Origin of the sequence: Allobosea sp. MMO-172, from assembly GCF_037147855.1 — a bacterium.
Taxonomy (GTDB): Bacteria; Pseudomonadota; Alphaproteobacteria; order Rhizobiales; family Beijerinckiaceae; genus Allobosea.
The window spans coordinates 130,467-147,075 of the sequence record NZ_JBBCUM010000014.1 but is presented as its reverse complement, the minus strand read 5'-3'; the positions used below and the strand labels follow the sequence as shown (position 1 = coordinate 147,075).

Annotated in this window: 17 protein-coding genes; 11 read left to right on the top strand and 6 right to left on the bottom strand. The window is 66.9% G+C overall.

Features of this window, described 5'->3' with window-relative positions:
* Window positions 1-14 precede the first annotated feature (14 nt).
* The 7 genes from WFK61_RS20030 (at window position 15) to flbD (ending at window position 6,419) form a co-directional block, all read left to right on the top strand.
* A complete protein-coding gene (locus tag WFK61_RS20030; RefSeq protein WP_336813836.1) occupies window positions 15-686 on the top strand; it encodes a flagellar hook assembly protein FlgD in 672 nt (223 codons plus the stop codon).
* Window positions 687-793: 107 nt separating this feature from the next.
* Window positions 794-1,069, top strand: coding sequence for a CtrA inhibitor SciP (gene sciP / locus WFK61_RS20025; protein ID WP_038359348.1), 276 nt, complete (start codon window positions 794-796; stop codon window positions 1,067-1,069).
* Between the two features lie 203 nt (window positions 1,070-1,272).
* Window positions 1,273-2,967 carry a flagellar basal-body MS-ring/collar protein FliF gene (fliF, locus tag WFK61_RS20020; protein ID WP_336813835.1) on the top strand — a complete coding sequence of 565 codons (1,695 nt, stop codon included), beginning with the start codon at window positions 1,273-1,275 and terminating at the stop codon, window positions 2,965-2,967.
* Between the two features lie 104 nt (window positions 2,968-3,071).
* Window positions 3,072-4,061: a flagellar motor switch protein FliG gene (gene fliG, locus WFK61_RS20015; protein WP_336813859.1), complete on the top strand. Its 990-nt coding sequence runs from the start codon at window positions 3,072-3,074 to the stop codon at window positions 4,059-4,061.
* Entirely contained in the window at window positions 4,061-4,651 is a 591-nt protein-coding gene (locus tag WFK61_RS20010) for a FliH/SctL family protein (RefSeq protein WP_336813834.1), read from the top strand. Before fliG ends, WFK61_RS20010 begins: the two co-directional genes overlap by 1 nt.
* An 11-nt stretch (window positions 4,652-4,662) precedes the next feature.
* On the top strand, window positions 4,663-5,013 hold the full coding sequence (fliN, locus tag WFK61_RS20005) for a flagellar motor switch protein FliN (RefSeq protein ID WP_442896338.1): 351 nt from the start codon (window positions 4,663-4,665) through the stop codon (window positions 5,011-5,013).
* 41 nt (window positions 5,014-5,054) lie between these two features.
* The gene (gene flbD, locus WFK61_RS20000; RefSeq protein ID WP_336813833.1) at window positions 5,055-6,419 is read left to right on the top strand and encodes a sigma-54-dependent transcriptional regulator FlbD; all 1,365 of its coding nucleotides are present in this window, start codon (window positions 5,055-5,057) and stop codon (window positions 6,417-6,419) included.
* A 12-nt stretch (window positions 6,420-6,431) separates the two neighbouring features.
* Here flbD and WFK61_RS19995 read toward each other — a convergent pair whose 3' ends face one another.
* Window positions 6,432-6,746 (bottom strand): hypothetical protein, encoded by a 315-nt coding sequence (locus WFK61_RS19995; RefSeq protein ID WP_336813832.1) that lies wholly within the window; start codon window positions 6,744-6,746, stop codon window positions 6,432-6,434.
* Window positions 6,747-6,884: 138 nt separating this feature from the next.
* The gene (locus tag WFK61_RS19990) at window positions 6,885-8,333 is read right to left on the bottom strand and encodes an MFS transporter (protein WP_336813831.1); all 1,449 of its coding nucleotides are present in this window, start codon (window positions 8,331-8,333) and stop codon (window positions 6,885-6,887) included.
* 267 nt (window positions 8,334-8,600) lie between these two features.
* On the opposite strand from WFK61_RS19990, the gene flhA reads away from it, so the two are divergent.
* Both flhA and WFK61_RS19980 read left to right on the top strand, forming a co-directional pair.
* Window positions 8,601-10,730 carry a flagellar biosynthesis protein FlhA gene (flhA, locus tag WFK61_RS19985; RefSeq protein ID WP_336813830.1) on the top strand — a complete coding sequence of 710 codons (2,130 nt, stop codon included), beginning with the start codon at window positions 8,601-8,603 and terminating at the stop codon, window positions 10,728-10,730.
* Between the two features lie 243 nt (window positions 10,731-10,973).
* Window positions 10,974-11,861, top strand: a complete 888-nt coding sequence (locus tag WFK61_RS19980) for a DMT family transporter (protein ID WP_336813829.1) — start codon at window positions 10,974-10,976, stop codon at window positions 11,859-11,861.
* 57 nt (window positions 11,862-11,918) lie between these two features.
* On the opposite strand, the gene WFK61_RS19975 is transcribed toward WFK61_RS19980, so the two are convergent.
* Complete coding sequence (locus WFK61_RS19975; RefSeq protein WP_336813828.1) at window positions 11,919-12,956, bottom strand: lysylphosphatidylglycerol synthase transmembrane domain-containing protein; 1,038 nt, start codon at window positions 12,954-12,956, stop codon at window positions 11,919-11,921.
* 157 nt (window positions 12,957-13,113) lie between these two features.
* Window positions 13,114-13,497 carry a CopM family metallochaperone gene (copM, locus tag WFK61_RS19970; protein WP_336813827.1) on the bottom strand — a complete coding sequence of 128 codons (384 nt, stop codon included), beginning with the start codon at window positions 13,495-13,497 and terminating at the stop codon, window positions 13,114-13,116.
* Window positions 13,498-13,693: 196 nt separating this feature from the next.
* Here copM and WFK61_RS19965 point away from each other — a divergent pair, with 196 nt between their 5' ends.
* Window positions 13,694-14,308, top strand: a complete 615-nt coding sequence (locus WFK61_RS19965) for a GNAT family N-acetyltransferase (protein WP_336813826.1) — start codon at window positions 13,694-13,696, stop codon at window positions 14,306-14,308.
* Window positions 14,309-14,364: 56 nt separating this feature from the next.
* On the opposite strand, the gene fliJ is transcribed toward WFK61_RS19965, so the two are convergent.
* On the bottom strand, window positions 14,365-14,769 hold the full coding sequence (fliJ, locus tag WFK61_RS19960) for a flagellar export protein FliJ (RefSeq protein WP_173044742.1): 405 nt from the start codon (window positions 14,767-14,769) through the stop codon (window positions 14,365-14,367).
* Between the two features lie 237 nt (window positions 14,770-15,006).
* On the opposite strand from fliJ, the gene WFK61_RS19955 reads away from it, so the two are divergent.
* Window positions 15,007-16,224: an MFS transporter gene (locus WFK61_RS19955; protein ID WP_336813825.1), complete on the top strand. Its 1,218-nt coding sequence runs from the start codon at window positions 15,007-15,009 to the stop codon at window positions 16,222-16,224.
* A 6-nt stretch (window positions 16,225-16,230) separates the two neighbouring features.
* Here WFK61_RS19955 and WFK61_RS19950 read toward each other — a convergent pair whose 3' ends face one another.
* On the bottom strand, window positions 16,231-16,584 hold the full coding sequence (locus WFK61_RS19950; RefSeq protein ID WP_336813824.1) for a DUF1304 domain-containing protein: 354 nt from the start codon (window positions 16,582-16,584) through the stop codon (window positions 16,231-16,233).
* Between the last annotated feature and the right edge of the window lie 25 nt (window positions 16,585-16,609).

Genomic DNA, 16,609 nt, shown 5'->3' with positions numbered 1-16,609 from the left:
CGAGGACAAGCGCCATGGCGGTCTCCGGCACATCAGGCACATCCGGTACATCGGGCACCAGCAACAGCTCGGTGACCGGTTCCACGACCGGCATTGCCAATAATTTCGACCAGTTCCTGACGCTGCTGACGACGCAGCTCAAGAACCAGTCGCCGCTGGACCCGCTCGACACCAACCAGTTCACCCAGCAGCTCGTGCAGTTCGCCGGCGTCGAGCAGCAGCTCAGGACGAACGAGACGCTCGCCTCCCTGCTCAGCCTCAGCGCGGCGGGGACAGCGACCAACGCGGTCGGGTTCATCGGTTCGACGGTCACGGCCGATGGCGCCACGGCACGGCTGCTCAATGGCAAGGCCGACTGGAAGGTCACCATGCCCGCCGCGGGCACCGCGACGATCACGATCAAGGATTCCAAGGGCAGCGTGGTCCAGACGGAAACCAGGTCGTTCAGCGCCGGCGATCAGACCTATAGCTGGAACGGCACGACCTCCACGGGCAGCAAGGCGGCGGACGGCGAGTACACCGTCACGATCGACGCCAAGAGCGTGGCGGGTGACGCCATCACGGCGAAGACGCAGATCAGCGGCGTGGTCGACGGCGTCGATTTCACCTCGTCGATCCCGATGCTCAAGATCGGCGGGATCAGCATCCCGATCGACAAGGTCAAGAGCGTGGTCCGCGGCGAGTGACCGCGGGCGAATCAGTCGTGGACATCCGAGGCGATCGTTTTAGCCAATTCTTAAAACCACCCGCCTATGCTGCCCTCAGTAGCTCTGTTGAGTTGTGTGAGAGTACCATGACCGAGCCATTGCGACCGCGGGTGAAGTACGTGATCGGACCGGACGGAAGTCCGCTGACGATCGCGGACCTGCCCCCGATGAATACCAGGCGCTGGGTCATCCGGCGGAAGGCCGAGGTGGTGGCTGCCGTGCGCGGCGGGCTGCTCAGCCTCGAAGAGGCCTGCCAGCGCTATACGCTGACCGTCGATGAGTTCCTGAGCTGGCAGATGTCGATCGACCAGCACGGCCTCGCCGGCCTGCGGACAACCCGCATCCAGCACTACCGCCAGTAAGAAGCAGATATTTCCGTTTCTTTTCAAAGGCGTCGGCCCCAGCAGGGCCGGCGCCTTTGGCGTTTCCACCACACGGCCGGCGAGAAAGTTTAACGACCCGCACCCAAAAATTAACCAGCCGCTAACCATGCACCGGGAAAAACTTGCCTAGTGGGGCGGGACAGGTGTGCCGTCCCCTGCGATTCTGTGGGACGGATGGCGGCGTGAACGGCCTGATCGAGCAGTTTGCCAAATTTGGCGCGGCGCGCCTGGCGGCCATGCTTGCCGTCACGCTGGTGCTCGTCGGCTTCTTCGGTTTCGTCATGCTCCGGATGTCGCAGCCGGCGATGAGTGTGCTGTTCTCGGAACTGGGAAGCCAGGACGTGAGCGCGATCCTCAAGGACCTCGACGCGCGCGGCATCAAATACGAGCTGCGCGGCGACGGCCAGACGGTGCTGGTGCCCAAGGCCGACGTGCCGCGCCTGCGGCTCGACCTCGCCAGCAAGGGCATCCCGGCCGGCGGCGGCGTCGGCTACGAAATCTTCGACAAGGGCGACGCCTTCTCCTCGACCAGCTTCGTCCAGAACATCAATCATCTGCGCGCGCTCGAAGGCGAGCTTTCGCGCACCATCCGCTCGATCGGGCGGGTGCAGGCCGCGCGCGTCCATCTCGTCATCCCGGAACGGCGCCTGTTCGAGCGCGACCGCGAGCCGCCGCGCGCTTCGATCGCGCTCAAGCTCGCCGGTGATCTCGACGCCGCGCAGGTCCGGGCCGTGCGCCATCTCGTCGCCTCGGCTGTCGATGGCCTGAAGCCGGAGCGGGTCTCGATCGTCGACGAGCGCGGCCGGCTCCTGGCCGATGGCGCCCAGAGCGACCAGGGCCTGATCGGGCTCGGCATCGAGGAGCGCCAGACCGCGATCGAGAAGCGCATCAAGGGTCAGGTCGAGGACATCGTCGCCAGCGTCGTCGGTTATGGCCGGGCCCGGGTCCAGGTCTCGGCTGCGCTCGATACCAACCGGGTCGAGAGCCGCTCCGAGAGCTACGATCCGGAAAGCCGCGTCCTGCGCTCCAGCCAGAACCGTACGGAAGCCTCGACCACGAGCGAAGGCGGCAACGGCACGGTCACCGTCGGCAACGAATTGCCGGGCGCGCAGCAGACGCAAGGCACGCAGCAGAACCAGCGCGAGAACTCGCAGAAGAACGAGGAAGTCGCCAATTACGAGATTTCGCGCACGACCCGCACCGAGGTTCTCGAAGGTGGGCGCGTCCGGAAGCTCTCCGTCGCCGTCCTCGTCGACGGCAACTACACGCGCAGCCCGGCCGGCGAGGTGTCCTACCAGCCGCGCAACAACGAGGAGCTGGAGCGCATCGGCGAGCTGGTGCGCACTGCCGTCGGTTTCGACCAGGGCCGTGGCGACAAGGTCGAGGTGGTCAACCTGCGCTTCGCCGAAGCGCCGCCGCCGCCGGCCGACCTCACCGAGCAGACGCTGTTGCAGCAGCTTGTCTCCTTCACGAAGGAAGACCTGATCCGCTTCGCCGAGCTTGCCGTCATCTCGCTGCTCACCGTGATCGTGCTGATGACGGTGGTGCGCCCGCTGCTGAAGCAGGTGCTGGCCGCTGACAACAGCAATGTCCGCGCGATCCCCTCCTTCATGCGCAATGGCGCCGTCCTGGCCGGTCCCGCCGGCGAAACCGGCGATCCGGCCGGCAGCGGGCGGGCCTTGACGGTCGGTGCCGATGGCGAGCCGCTGCCCATCGACGTCGATGCGGCGCCCTCCGAGCGGATGCTGGCGATCGCCCAGGTCAAGGGACAGCTCAAGGCGCAGTCCGTGGAAAAGATCGGGGCTCTGGTCTCGCAGAATCCGGCCGACTCGGTCGCGGTGCTGCGCAGCTGGATCCACGAGAAGTCCGCCGCGTGACGGGGCGCTGAGACATGGCCGAGAACCGATCCGTCGCGACGCGGAACTCCAGTCTCCCGGATGCCATCGAAGGCGGCGGCTTCGGCGTGACCACCATCGCCGAGATGACCGGCCCGCAGCGCGCCGCCGTCATCCTGCTCGTGCTCGGCGAGGAGCACGGCCGCAAGATCTGGCAGGAATTCGACGACGACGAGATCCGGATCATCACGCGCGCCATGGCCGAGCTCGGCACGGTCGATGCCGATGAAGTCGAACGCCTGATGCTCGATTTCGTCGGCAAGCTCTCCAGCGCCGGCGCGGTGACGGGCTCGTTCGACCGCACGATCTCACTGCTCGAGAAGATCCTGCCGACCGATCAGGTCGCGCTGATCATGGAGGAGATCCGCGGGCCTGCCGGCCGCAACATGTGGCAGAAGCTCGGCAATATCGATGCCGTGGTGCTCGCGAACTTCCTCAAGAACGAATATCCGCAGACCATCGCGGTGATCCTGTCGAAGATCCGGGCTGAGCACGCCGCCAATGTGCTGCGCAACCTGCCCAACGAGCTCTCGATCGAGGTGGTCGGGCGGATGCTGCGGCTGGAATCGGTGCAGAAGGAAGCGCTCGACCATATCGAGAACACGCTGCGCACCGAGTTCGTCTCGACCCTGACCCAGACGCGCCGCCGCGATCCGCACGAGATGATGGCCGAGATATTCAACGGCTTCGACCGGCAGACCGAGCTGCGCTTCCTTTCGGCATTGGATGCCTCGAACCAGGATGCGGCGGAGCGCATCCGCGCCCTGATGTTCACCTTCGAGGACCTCGGCAAGCTCGACCCCGCCGGGTTGCAGACCCTGGTGAGCCAGGCCGACAAGGAAACGCTGGCCCGCGCACTCAAGGGCGCCAGCCAGTCGATGCGCGACTTCTTCTTCGGCGCCATGTCGCAGCGCGCCTCCAAGAACATGCAGGACGACCTGGAGACCATGGGTCCCTTGCGCCTCAAGGAGGTCGACGAGGCGCAGACCAAGCTCGTGCAATTGACCAAGGACCTCGCCGACAAGGGCGAGATCGTGCTGTCGAAGGGCAGCGCCGAAGACGAGTTGGTGTACTGATGACCACCGCGAAGAAATTCCTGTTCGGGACGGATTTCCGCGAAGGCAGCCGCAAGGCCGCCGGCGAGGCCGATCTCGCTGCGGCGCGGGCCGAAGGCTTCCATGCCGGGCAGGAGCAGGCGCATCGCGAGGCGCAGGCCCAGCTCGTCGGCCTGACTGGGCAGCTCGCGCGTTCGGCCGAGCGGCTCTTCGCGCAGGAGGCCGCGCGCATGGCGGCGATCGAGGAACATGCGGCCCATGTCGCGGTCGTGACGGCGAAGGCGCTGGCGGGCGCCGCGCTTGCCGAGAAGCCGCTGGCCCTGTTGGCCGGCGCGATCCGCGAATGCCTGACCCACGCCCGCACGGCGCCGCATCTGGTGCTGCGCGTACATGAGAGCGTGGTCGAGGCCGCCGAGGAACTGGTCCGCAAGCTTGCGGCCGAGCACGGTTTCACCGGCAAGCTGATCGTGCTCGGACAGTCCGACATCATGCCCGGCGACGGGCGCATCGAATGGGCGGAGGGCGGCTTCGTCCTCGACAGCCAGCAACTCACGGCTCTGGTCGAACAGGCGGTTTCGCGCGTGTTCGGCCATGGCCATGCGGAATCATGAAGGTCTGAGCCATGAGCCAGGAGAACGATCTCAACCTGCCGCCGCTGAACCAGGCCGATCTGTCCTTCGACCAGGGCGAGATGTCGGTGGCGCGTTCGGGCCCGGTGCCGATCAAGACGGCCGAGGACCTGGAACAGGTCTTCGACGTGCCGGTGACGGTCTCTGCCGTGCTGGGCTCCTCGAAGGTCGCGGTCGGCGATCTCCTGCAGATCGTGCCGGGCGCCGTGCTCGAACTTGACCGGCGCGTCGGCGAGGCCATCGACATCTTCGTCAACGAGCGATTGGTGGCACGCGGCGAGGTCGTCGTCGTCGAGGACCGGCTCGGCGTGACCATGACGGAAATCATCAAGGCGGACCGGTGACGGCCCGCCCCATGACATCGACGAACAGAAGGACCTGAGCCATGCGCCTCATCATCGCCGGCGGTCTCAAGGGACAGATCATCGCAGCCGCCAAGATCGCCATGTCCCATGGCGCGGCCGTGACCCATACCGAAAGCGTCGACCAGACGCTCGCCGTGCTGCGCGCCAAGGGCGCCGACCTGCTCATGGTCGATGTCGCCCAGCCGATCGCGGGATATGTCGCGGCGCTGGAAGCCGAGCGCATCCGCACGCCGCTCGTCGCCTGCGGCACCTCGACCGATACCCGCGCCGCGGTGGCTGCGATCCAGGCCGGCGCGCGCGAATACGTGCCGCTGCCGCCTGACCCGGAACTGATCGCGGCGGTGCTGGAAGCGGTCGCCGCCGACCAGTCCAGCCTGATCTGGCGCGACCCGGCGATGGAGCGCGTGGTGCAGCTGGCGACGCAGATCGCGCGCTCGGAAGCACCGGTGCTGGTCACCGGCGAGAGCGGCACCGGCAAGGAGGTGATCGCGCGTCACCTGCACCAGAAATCCGGCCGTAAGGACCGCCCCTTTGTCGCGGTGAACTGCGCCGCTATTCCCGACAACCTGCTTGAGTCGGAACTGTTCGGCCATGAGAAGGGCGCCTTCACCGGCGCCATCGCGCGGCGCGTCGGCAAGTTCGAAGAGGCCAATGGCGGCACGCTGCTGCTCGACGAAATCTCGGAAATGGATGTTCGCCTGCAGGCCAAGCTGCTGCGCGCGCTGCAGGAGCGCATGATCGACCGCGTCGGCGGCACGCAGCCGGTCAAGGTCGATATCCGGATCATCGCGACCTCGAACCGCAATCTGGCCGATGCGGTGAAGGAAGGTTCCTTTCGCGAAGACCTGCTCTACCGCCTCAACGTCGTGCATCTGCGCCTGCCGGCGCTGCGCGAGCGGCCGGCCGACATCCTGGTGCTGGCGGATCACTTCGCCAGGAAATATGCCGAGCTGAATGGGTTGCCGGCGCGGCCGATCGCGGCCGATGCGCGCAAGCTGCTTTTGACCAGCGCCTGGCGCGGCAATGTTCGCGAGCTGGAAAACACGATGCACCGGGCGGTGCTGCTGGCGAGCGGCACCGAGATCGCGGCCTCGGCCGTGCTCAGCCCGGAAGGGGAGGCGCTGTCGCCGGCGCCGTCGCGCGATCCGGCCGCGCGGGCCGCCCAGACGGCGGAAGCGATGACGCGTTCGCTGGTTGGGCACACCGTTGCCGATGTCGAGCGCGAGTTGATCCTCGATACTCTCGATCACTGCCTCGGCAACCGCACGCATGCGGCCAAAATACTGGGGATCTCGATCCGCACGCTGCGTAACAAGCTTAGCGAATATACCTCGGCCGGGATCACGGTGGCCGAGCCGGGTCAGACGCGCATCAGCGCAGCCTGACCCGAGAGCCGATCAATAGTAGCGCCGACGATAATAGTAGCGCGGCCGGGCATAATAGCGCGGGCGGTAGTAGTAGCGCGGGCGCACGTAATAGCGCGGGCGGGCATAATAGCGCGGCCGGCGATAGTAGTAGTACTGGCTGAATTCGGCGTCGGTCTTGTCGAGCGCCTCCTTCATCTCGGCGGTCACGGCCTCCTCGCCCTTGGCGGGCTCGGCGTCCGGCTTCGGGACCAGTTTAGGCTGTGCGGCCTCGGCTGCGGCGATTCCGCCCATGCCGGCCGCGGCGAAGCCACCGACCAATGTCATCAGGAATGAGCGTCTATCCACGACGGCCTCCAGACTGTTGTCACCACATCTCCAACGACATTCTTAGAGAGGGAATGTCGGCGAGGAATAATGCATTTAAATGATGCTTTGTTCCATTCGACCGGTTTTCGCCCGCTATGGTTACGGAAGGCCCCGGCGTCAGTCGACGGCGTTGAGCGGCCGCGCCACGCTTTCGAGCGGCTTGCGCTCGGCCGGAAAGGCGAAGCGCGCGGCGATGGCCGCCGCCGCCAGCATCAGGAACGCGCCGAGCAGATAGCCGCCGAAGACGCTGCCGCGCGAGCCGGTATCGATGAGGATGCCGAAGAGCCAGGGGCCGGCGATGCCGCCCGCGCCGGTGCCGATCGCATAGAACATCGCGATGGCAAGCGCGCGCATCTCGACCGGGAAGGTCTCGGAGACCGTGAGATAGGCCGAACTCGCGGCAGCCGAGGCGAAGAAGAAGACGACGCTCCAGCACAGGGTGAGCTGCGAGGCGGTGAGCCAGTCCTTCCAGAACAGGTAGCCCGTGCCGGTGAGTAGCAGGCCCGACAGGGCATAGGTCGCGGCGATCATGATGCGGCGGCCGATGGTGTCGAAGAGCCGCCCGATCAGGAGGGGGCCGAGGAAATTGCCGGCGGCGAAGGGCAGGATGAACCAGCCGATATTCTGCGACGATACGGCATAGAAGTCGGTCAGGATCAGCGCATAGGTGAAGAAGATCGCGTTGTAGAAGAAGGCCTGCGACAGCATCAGGGCGAGACCGACCAGCGCGCGCTCGCGATGGACGACGAAGAGCGCGTGGAAGACCTCGCCGAGCGGTGTCGCGGCGCGCGGGCGCAGGCGGGTCAGCGGCAGGGCCTCGCCGGCAGGTGCGACGAAGCCGGCGCGGCGCTCGATATCGGCGACGATTGCCGCGGCGCGCTCGGGCTGGCCATGGCTGATCAGCCAGCGCGGGCTTTCCGGGATCCACTGCCTGAGGAAGAGGATGATCAGGCCGAGCGCCGCGCCGATGAAGAAGGCGAGGCGCCAGCCATATTCGGGATCGATCCAGGCGGGGTCGAGCAAGACGATGGAGCCGAGCGCGCCCAAGGCGGCGCCGACCCAGAACGAGCCGTTGATGACGAGATCGGTCCAGCCGCGCACGCGGGCCGGGATCAGTTCCTGGATCGTCGAGTTGATCGCGGTGTACTCGCCGCCGATGCCCATGCCTGTCAGGAAGCGGAAGAGGATGAAGCTCCAGACATTCCAGGAGAAGGCGGTGGCCGCGGTCGCCGCGAGATAGACGAGCACGGTGATCGTGAAGAGCTTCTTGCGGCCGAGCCGGTCGGTCAGCCAGCCGAAGAACACGGCGCCCAGCACCGCGCCGGCGATATAGGCGGCGCCGGCAAGCCCGATCTCGGTATTGGTGAACCTGAGGGCCGGGCTCTCCTTGAGCGCGCCCGAAACCGAGCCGGCGAGCGTGACCTCGAGTCCGTCGAGGATCCAGGTGATGCCGAGCGCGGTGACGACGAGCGTGTGGAAGCGCGACCAGGGCAGGCGGTCGAGCCGTGCGGGCACATCCGTGGTGACGATGCTGGGGTCGGTTCCCTGAAGCTGGGTCTGCTGCACGGGTTGCCCCCGGATGGAAACGGCGCTCTTGCGGCGCTTTGAAAGGCGGGCCGACGCGGCGCAGATGGCGGCACGGCGGCGATGCGGATGGCGTCGGAAGGCAACGGTCCCCGGCCGATAAGGTTCCGGTGGCGCATTCGGGCACAGGCTGCCGAAGACCCGTTTAACCAATCGTTCACCATAGGCCCGGCAAGAATTGCCGAGCTGCGTCCTGCTTCGGGGCGCGTCCTGTCATGGACAGGCAACGGGCGTGGGGCGGAACGGTCGATGACCGATGTGACGGCAGGGCAGGGCAAAGGCTTCACCGTTCCTGACCGGGGAGCGCTCGCAAAGCTGTTCAACCGGCCCGACCTGTTCCTCGCCGTCGGCGTCATGGGCATCCTCGTGGTGCTCATCTTCCCGATGCCGGCGCTGCTGCTCGACCTGATGCTGGCGCTGTCGATCATCCTGTCGGTACTGGTGCTGATGACCGCGCTCTTCATCGAGGAGCCGCTGGAATTCTCGGCCTTCCCGACAGTGCTGCTGATCGTCACCATGTTCCGGCTGGCGCTGAACCTCGCCTCGACGCGCCTGATCCTCGCCCATGGCCATGAAGGCACTTCGGCCGCCGGTCATGTCATCGAGGCCTTCGCCGGCTTCGTGATGAGCGGCAATTTCGTGATCGGCGTGATCGTCTTCACGATCCTGATCATCGTGAACTTCGTCGTCATCACCAAGGGCTCCGGCCGTATCGCCGAAGTCGCGGCCCGGTTCAGCCTCGACGCCATGCCCGGCAAGCAGATGGCGATCGACGCCGACCTCTCCGCCGGCCTGATCGACCAGGAGACCGCCAAGGTCCGCCGCCGGGCGCTGGAGGACGAATCCTCCTTCTTCGGCTCGATGGACGGCGCCTCGAAATTCGTGCGCGGCGACGCCATCGCCGGCCTGCTCATCACCTTCATCAACGTGCTCGGCGGCATCGTCATCGGCGTCGCGCAGCAGGGTCTGAGCTTCAGCCAGGCGGCCCATAACTACACGCTGCTCACCGTCGGCGACGGCCTCGTCAGCCAGGTTCCGGCGCTGATCGTCTCGACCGCGGCCGGCCTGCTCGTCTCGAAGGCGGGCGTGCGCGGCGCGGCCGACAAGGCGCTCGGCAAGCAGCTCTCCGGCTATCCCAAGGCGCTCGGCATGTCGGCGGCGGTGATGCTGCTGATCGCGCTGCTGCCGGGCATCCCGATGCTGCCCTTCCTGCTTCTGGCGGGCGGCGCTGCCTATCTCGCCCGCCGCTTCGGCCAGGCGGCCAAGGCCCGCGAGGCGGAGCAGGGCCTGCTCGATCCGGCGCAGGCCGGCGGCGCGGTCTCGGCGGACGGCACGCCGCGCGAGGAGACGCTGAACGAGCTCCTGAAGATGGACGAACTCAAGATCGAGATCGGCTACGGGCTCCTGCCGCTGGTCAATGCGCCGAGCGGGCAGGATCGGCTGACCGATCAGGTCCGGGCGCTGCGCCGGCAGCTGGCCGCCGAACTCGGCTTCGTCATGCCGGCGGTGCGCATCGTCGACAACGTCCAGCTCGAGGCGAACCACTACTTCATCAAGATCAAGGAGATCGATGCCGGGCAGGGCATCGTCTATGCCGGCCAGTACATGGCGATGGACCCGATGGGCGGCGCCGTGAACCTGCCGGGCCACAACGTGCTGGAGCCGACCTTCGGCCTGCCGGCGACCTGGATCGACTCGGCCTTGCAGGACGAGGCGCAGCTGCGCGGCTATACCGTGGTCGATGCCGCTACCGTGATCTCGACGCATCTCACCGAGGTGCTGAAGTCGAACATGCCGGAGCTGCTCTCGCATTCCGAGGTGCAGAAGCTGCTGCGCGAATTGCCGAAGGACCATGCCGATCTCGTCAAGGAGATCGTGCCGAGCCAGATTTCGACCACCGGCATCCAGCGCGTGCTCCAGCTCCTGCTCTCCGAGCGCATCTCGATCCGCGACCTGCCGACCATCATCGAAGGGATCGCCGAGGTTTCGTCCGGCATGCGCAACCCGCGCGAGATCGCCGAGCATGTCCGCGCCCGGCTTGCCCGCCAGATCTGCGCGCAGTTCTCGAACGGGCTCGGCGTTCTGCCGATCATCACGCTGTCGCCGGCCTGGGAGGGTGTCTTCGCCGAGTCGATCATCGGCCAGGGCGAGGAGCGGCATCTGGCCATGCAGCCCTCGCGGCTGCAGGAATTCGTGCATCACGTCCGCGACAAGTTCGAGGATGCGGCCCGCATCGGCGAGATGCCGGCGCTGGTCACCTCGGCGATGGCGCGGCCCTTCGCCCGCCAGATCATCGAGCGCTTCCGCCGGGAGACGCCGGTGCTGTCGCAGGCGGAAATCCACCCCCGAGTGCGGCTCAAGACGGTCGGCAGCGTCTGAGGCGTTTCGGAAGACCCTCGCGAGCCCTCATCCTGAGGAGCCATTCCTCCAGGAATGGCGTCTCGAAGGATGCTTCAGAAGGCTCCGGAACCATCTGGAGCATCCTTCGAGACGCGATCTGCGATCGCTCCTCAGGATGAGGGCTTGAGGGGGGCAAGCAGGCTTTCGCGCCTCCGCTTTCCACGGCCCCCCGATGCCTGCGGCGCAATGGTCAGCCTGAGGGCCCGAGGCTAAGCGGGAGAGATGTCGCGCAACGCCGCCCTCTTCGCCGTGATGTGCCTCGTCTGGGGGCTGACCTGGCTGCCGGTCAAGGTCGGCTCGATGCATGTCCCGCCGGTCTTTCTGGCGGCGGCGCGTTTCTCGGTTGCCGGGATCATCATGCTGCTCTGGGCCGGGCGGCATGTGCTCAAGGTGCCGGGCGGGGCCTGGCCTCGCTTGATCGGCACGGCGCTCCTGCTCAACACCGCCAATTACACGCTGCTGTTCTGGGGCACGAAGCATGCGCCGAGCGGGCTCGCGGCCATCGTCAATTTCGCGACGATCCCGATCTATACGCTGCTGGCGAGCCGGGTCATCGAGGGCGTGCGCATCGACGGGCGCAAGCTTGCGGCGATCGCGCTCGGCACCGTCGGCCTGGGCTTCCTGTTCGCGACGCGGGCGATGGGCGGGCTCTCTGCCGCCCATGGCGACCCGCTGGAGGCGATGGGGCTCGCGGCCGTGGCCGGCGGCACGCTGTTCTACTGCGTCGGCGCCGTGCTCTCGCGGCCGATCGCCGGGACGATGCCGACATTGACGCTGGCCGGCTGGCAGACGCTGATCGGCGGCATCGGGCTGACGGTCGTCTCGCTCACGCTGGAGTCGGTCGGCCTTGCCGATGTCAGGGCGCTGGCGAGCTGGCCGGTGCTGCCGGCGGTGCTCTTCCTGATCGTCGGCGGCTCGCTGATGGGCTTCACCATCTATATGCGGCTGCTGCGCGACTGGGGCGCGTTCCGCGCCGGGCTCTATGCCTTCGTCAGCCCGGCCGTTGCCGTTGCGGTCGGCGTCGTCGCGCTCAGCGAGCCCTTCGGCTGGTCGGAAGCCATCGGCGCGCTGCTGATGTTCGGCGCGGCGGCGATCGCGCTCAAGCGCTGACAGGCTTTTCAAGCATCGGCTTGCCCCGAAAACCTGTTTCCACTTTTCGGGCCGTTGCTATGGCGGCGGGGCGATGCGGGTGCTGCGCTTGAGCTGCGCCCGCTCGAAGGCGAGCACGATCGGCAGCGAGAAGACCAGTGGCAGGATGAGGTAGAACATCCGCCAGATCAGCAGCGCGGCGAAGACCGCCGGCGCAGGCACGCCCGGCATCACGGCGAGGAAGACCGCCTCCATCACGCCGACGCCGCCCGGAACCTGGCTGAGCAAACCGGCCGAGAACGAGAGCAGGAAGGCGCCGAGCACGATCAGGAAGCCCGGATTGCCCTGGTCCGGCAGGGCGAAATAGATGATGCCGGCGGCGCCCGCGAGTTCGAGCGGGGCTGCGAGATACTGCCGGGCGACGATCGGCAGGCGCGGATAGATGATCTCGAACTTGCCGATCTTGAGCGGCTTGAAGCGCAGCCAGGAACCGATCGTGTAGAGCGCGACGAAGGCAAGCATACCGACGCCGATCAGGCGCGCGGTGTTGTCCGAGATCGCGAACCATCTCGACATCCGTTCGAGCGGATGCAGGATCTGCGGCTCGTAGATGAGCACAAGGCCCATCAGGAAGATCGTGCCGAAGGCGAAGGTGAAGGAGCAGAGCGCCACGAGTACCGCGACCTCCGCCGCCGTCAGGCCCTTCGCCGTATAGGCGCGGTAGCGCACCATGCCGCCCGAGAAGACCGAGGCGCCGATATTGTGCGAGAGCGCATAGGTCACGAACGAGCAGAGCGAGATATAGAACCAGGAGATGCCCTTCTCCTTGCCGAGATGGATTAGGGCGATGCGGTCGTACCAGGCGAGCGCGGCATAGGCGACCAGGGTCGCAAGCGCCGCATGGAGGAAGGCCTCGGGCGGGATCACCGCGATCTTGTGGCCGATCCTATGGGCGATGATCTTCACGCTCTGCCAGAGCCCGGCATCGGCGAGCAGGGCCTCGATCGTGGCGTCCGAGCCGGCCTCGGCCTTGAGCTTGTCCCAGAGCAGCTCGACGGACCAGACGACCGCGATGAGCCCGATGATCGGCCAGAGATAGTCGAGATAGCGTTTCATGGAGGCCGCGGGCTCGGGACAGGATGGTGACGGGTCGGGTGGCCCACGTCGTCACCGCTGCGGCGCGAACCTTGTCTCTCTGTGCCAGTGGGGAGGGGCGAGGGCAAGCGCCTGAGCTTGCCCGCCCTCACCCAAGGTCAGGGGCGTGAAGCTGAGGTCACTTGCCGTTCTTCTTCAGCCAGTCCCGCATCATCGCGACTTCCTTCTCCTGATCGCGGATGACGCTTTCGGCGAGCTTGCGGATCTCCGGGTCCTTGCCATGGGCGAGGACGATTTTGGCCATGTCGATCGCGCCCTGATGATGCGGGATCATGCCACGGACGAAATCGGCATCGGCATCGCCGGAATAGGGGATGTCCATGTCCTTGTGCATTTTCGTATTGGCGTCGCGATAGGCCTTGGTCGAGGCGCTGTCGCCGGGCTTGGCGGCCGCAGCGGCGCCGTGGCCGGCATGGCCGCCATGGGATTGCTGGGCCTGGGCCGCGCCGGCAAGCAGGCCGGCGGCGAGAAGGGCTGCCAGGACGGTAGCGGTGCGGTTCATCTGGTCTCAATCCTCGATCAGGCGTGAAGGCGGATCGCGCCTCGCCGGCGCTTGGATCCATCGTGATATCCGGCCGGGGAGGCGGGACGGGGCGCGATGCCGTGACGCCGGGCATGCATCGGCATGCGGTGATCTTTCGACCCCGATCATGTCATGATCGCGGCAGATTCACTGACGAGCCGTCGAACAGCCTTTCATGACCCAGAACCTGACCATCACCCTGACCGGAACGACCGACCTGCCGCCCGGCAAGATCGCCACCATCGTGACCTCGCTGGAAATGTTCGCGCGGCCACCGGAGCGGCCCGACCCGGCCGGGATCGCGGGCTTTACGCTCGATGCGATCGGCCGTTCCGATGTCGAGCGCTATCTCGCCGTCTACCGCCTGCTCGGCGAGCGCTGGATGTGGTTCAGCCGCCTGACGAAGCCGCGTGCGGAGATCGAGGCGATCCTCGCCGATCCGGCTGTCGAACTCTACGCTGTTCGCTTCGAGGGGCGCGATGTCGGCTTGCTCGAGCTGGATTTCCGTGTGCCGGGCGAGGGCGAACTCGCCTTCTTCGGGCTCGACGAGGCCGTGGTCGGCAAGGGGGCCGGCCGCTGGCTGATGAACCGGGCGCTGGCACTCGCCTGGGCCAAGCCGATCGCACGCTTCTGGGTGCATACCTGCACGCTCGATCATCCGGCCGCGCTCGCCTTCTACCAGCGCTCGGGCTTCACGGTGTTCAAGCGCGGGGTCGAGGTCGACGACGATCCACGCCTGACCGGCAAGCTGCGGCGCGACTCCGTCGAGCACCACCCCGTCATCGCATGACAAAAGGGCGGCGCCCCGAGGACGCCGCCCTTTTCGTCTGAACTCTGGAAACCGGCTCAGGCGCGCGAGCGCAGCCCGATCGCGTCCATGGTGGCCTGGTCGCGGGCGGCTTCCGCCGCGCGCTCCGAAGCCCGCTCGCGATCGTCGAGGATCTCGACCTTCTTCATGTCCTCGAAGGCTTCCTGCAATTCGGCCTTGGCCTCGTCGAGCTGGCCCTTCAGGTTGTCGGCCGACTGGCGCAGGTTGTCGCGGCGGCCGAGGGCTGCCTTGGCATAGGTCGGATAGGCGAAATGGGCGGGGTCCGCGATGCCGGCGCGCGATTCCTCGGCCTGGATCTCGCGATCGAGATCGCTCGCCATCCGGTGAAAATCGGCGATCATCATCTCGATCTGGCTTACCCGGCGACGTTTCTCGTCGACCTGGAAGCGCTTGAGCCGAAGAAGCGTCTCTCGCGACTTCATGTCGTTTTCAACTCCTGATTACGCATCGGCGGCACCGACCCCTCGGCGCACGCCAGAACTCCATCCGCGAGACGAGGAGCAACATGGCGCAAGGAGGTTGACCTTTCCTTACCGGAACGGGCTGCCTTTGACGCATGATCCGCCCGCGTCGCGGCTGCTGCCGCCGGCTGTCGGGATCATCTAGTGAGACAGGGAGCGTGGCCGTTCGGCCGATTTGCCTCCCGCGGATATCCTGTCTTGGCTGCCTCTTCTCGTTTCGGCGGGCACGGCCCCCTGCTTTCCGGCCTGGCGCTGACCCGCATCATCGGCTGGGGCTCGACCTTCTATTCGCCCTCGGTACTGGTCGGCGCACTCGACCGCGAGATCGGGCTCAACGCCGAGATCGTCTTCGGCGGCATCACCATCCTGCTGATCACCGGGGCGCTGGTCGCGCCCGCGATCGGACGCATCCTCGATCGCGAGGGCACGCGGCGCTCGATGTGCATCGGCGCGGTAATCTGCGCGCTCGGGCTCGGCGTGCTGTCCCTGGCGCAGGGGCCGGTGAGCTATCTTGCGAGCTGGTTCGTGATCGGGCTCGGCCATGCGATGTCGCTGGCCAATACCGGCAACGTCACCATCTCCCAGTTGATGGGGGACCGGACGCGGCGCGTGATCGGCCTGATGATGCTGGTCACCGGGCTCGCCTCCAGCGTGTTCTGGCCCCTGACCGCGGCGCTGATGAACGCCTTCGGCTGGCGGGTGACGCTGCTGATCTTCGCGGCGATGCAGCTTCTGATCGTGCTGCCGATCTATGCGGCGATCCCGCACTATCGCCGCGCCGCCGCGCCGGCCGCTGCCTTGGCGACGGCTCAGGGGACTGGAACGGCTGGCGAGCATGGCAGCGTGCCGGCGCATGCACGGCGAGCGGCCTTCTGGCTGGTGGCGCTCGCCTTCTCCGCCAGCGGGCTCGTCTCCTGGGGGCTGCCGCTGCACCTGATCAGCCTGTTCCAGGAAGCCGGGCTGACCCAGGCCGAGGCTGTCTGGGTGGCAACGCTCAGCGGGCCGGCGACGCTCGCGGCGCGGGCCATCGACGCGACCTTGGGCGAGCGGCTTCCGGCCGAGAAGGTCGCGCTGTTCGGCCTGCTGTTGGGGCCGGTCCTGTGCCTGGCGCTGCCCTTCGTGGCTATGACGATCACGGCGGCGGCGATCTTCGTGACGCTGTTCAGCGCGGCGCTCGGCGTGATCTCGATCGCGCGGGCGACGCTGCCGCTGGCCCTGTTCGGGCGCAACGGCTTCGCGACAATGCTCGGCAAGCTCACCGTGCCGCAGAACATGACCTTCGCCGCAGCGCCGCTGCTCTTCGCGGTGATGGTCGAGCGTCTCGGCGCCAGCTCGACATTGATGATCTCGGCGGCCATTCAGGCCGTCGGCTTCGCCGCGATGCTTGCGCTGGTGCGGATGGTGGCGCGCCGCTGAGCCAGGTCAGATCCGGGCGAGCAGGGCGGCGATGGCCAACGCGGCGGGCAGGGCCTGGATATAGAGGATCTTGCGGCTGGCGGTCGCCGCGCCGAACAACCCGGCGACGAGGACGCAGGCCAGGAAGAACAGCTTGATCGCGAAGCCTTCCGCGCCGAGCCAGAGCCCCCAGACGAGGCCGGCGACGAGGAAGCCGTTATAGAGCCCCTGATTGGCGGCGAGCACCTTCGAACGCGCGGCGAATTCCGGCGTGAGGCCGAAGGCCTTGTGGCCGCGCGGGGTGTCCCACCAGACCATCTCCAGAATGACGATGTAGACATGGATGAGGGCGACAAGGCCGATCAGAAAGGCTGCGATCATCGGTCGGGCATCCTGCGGCGGGAGA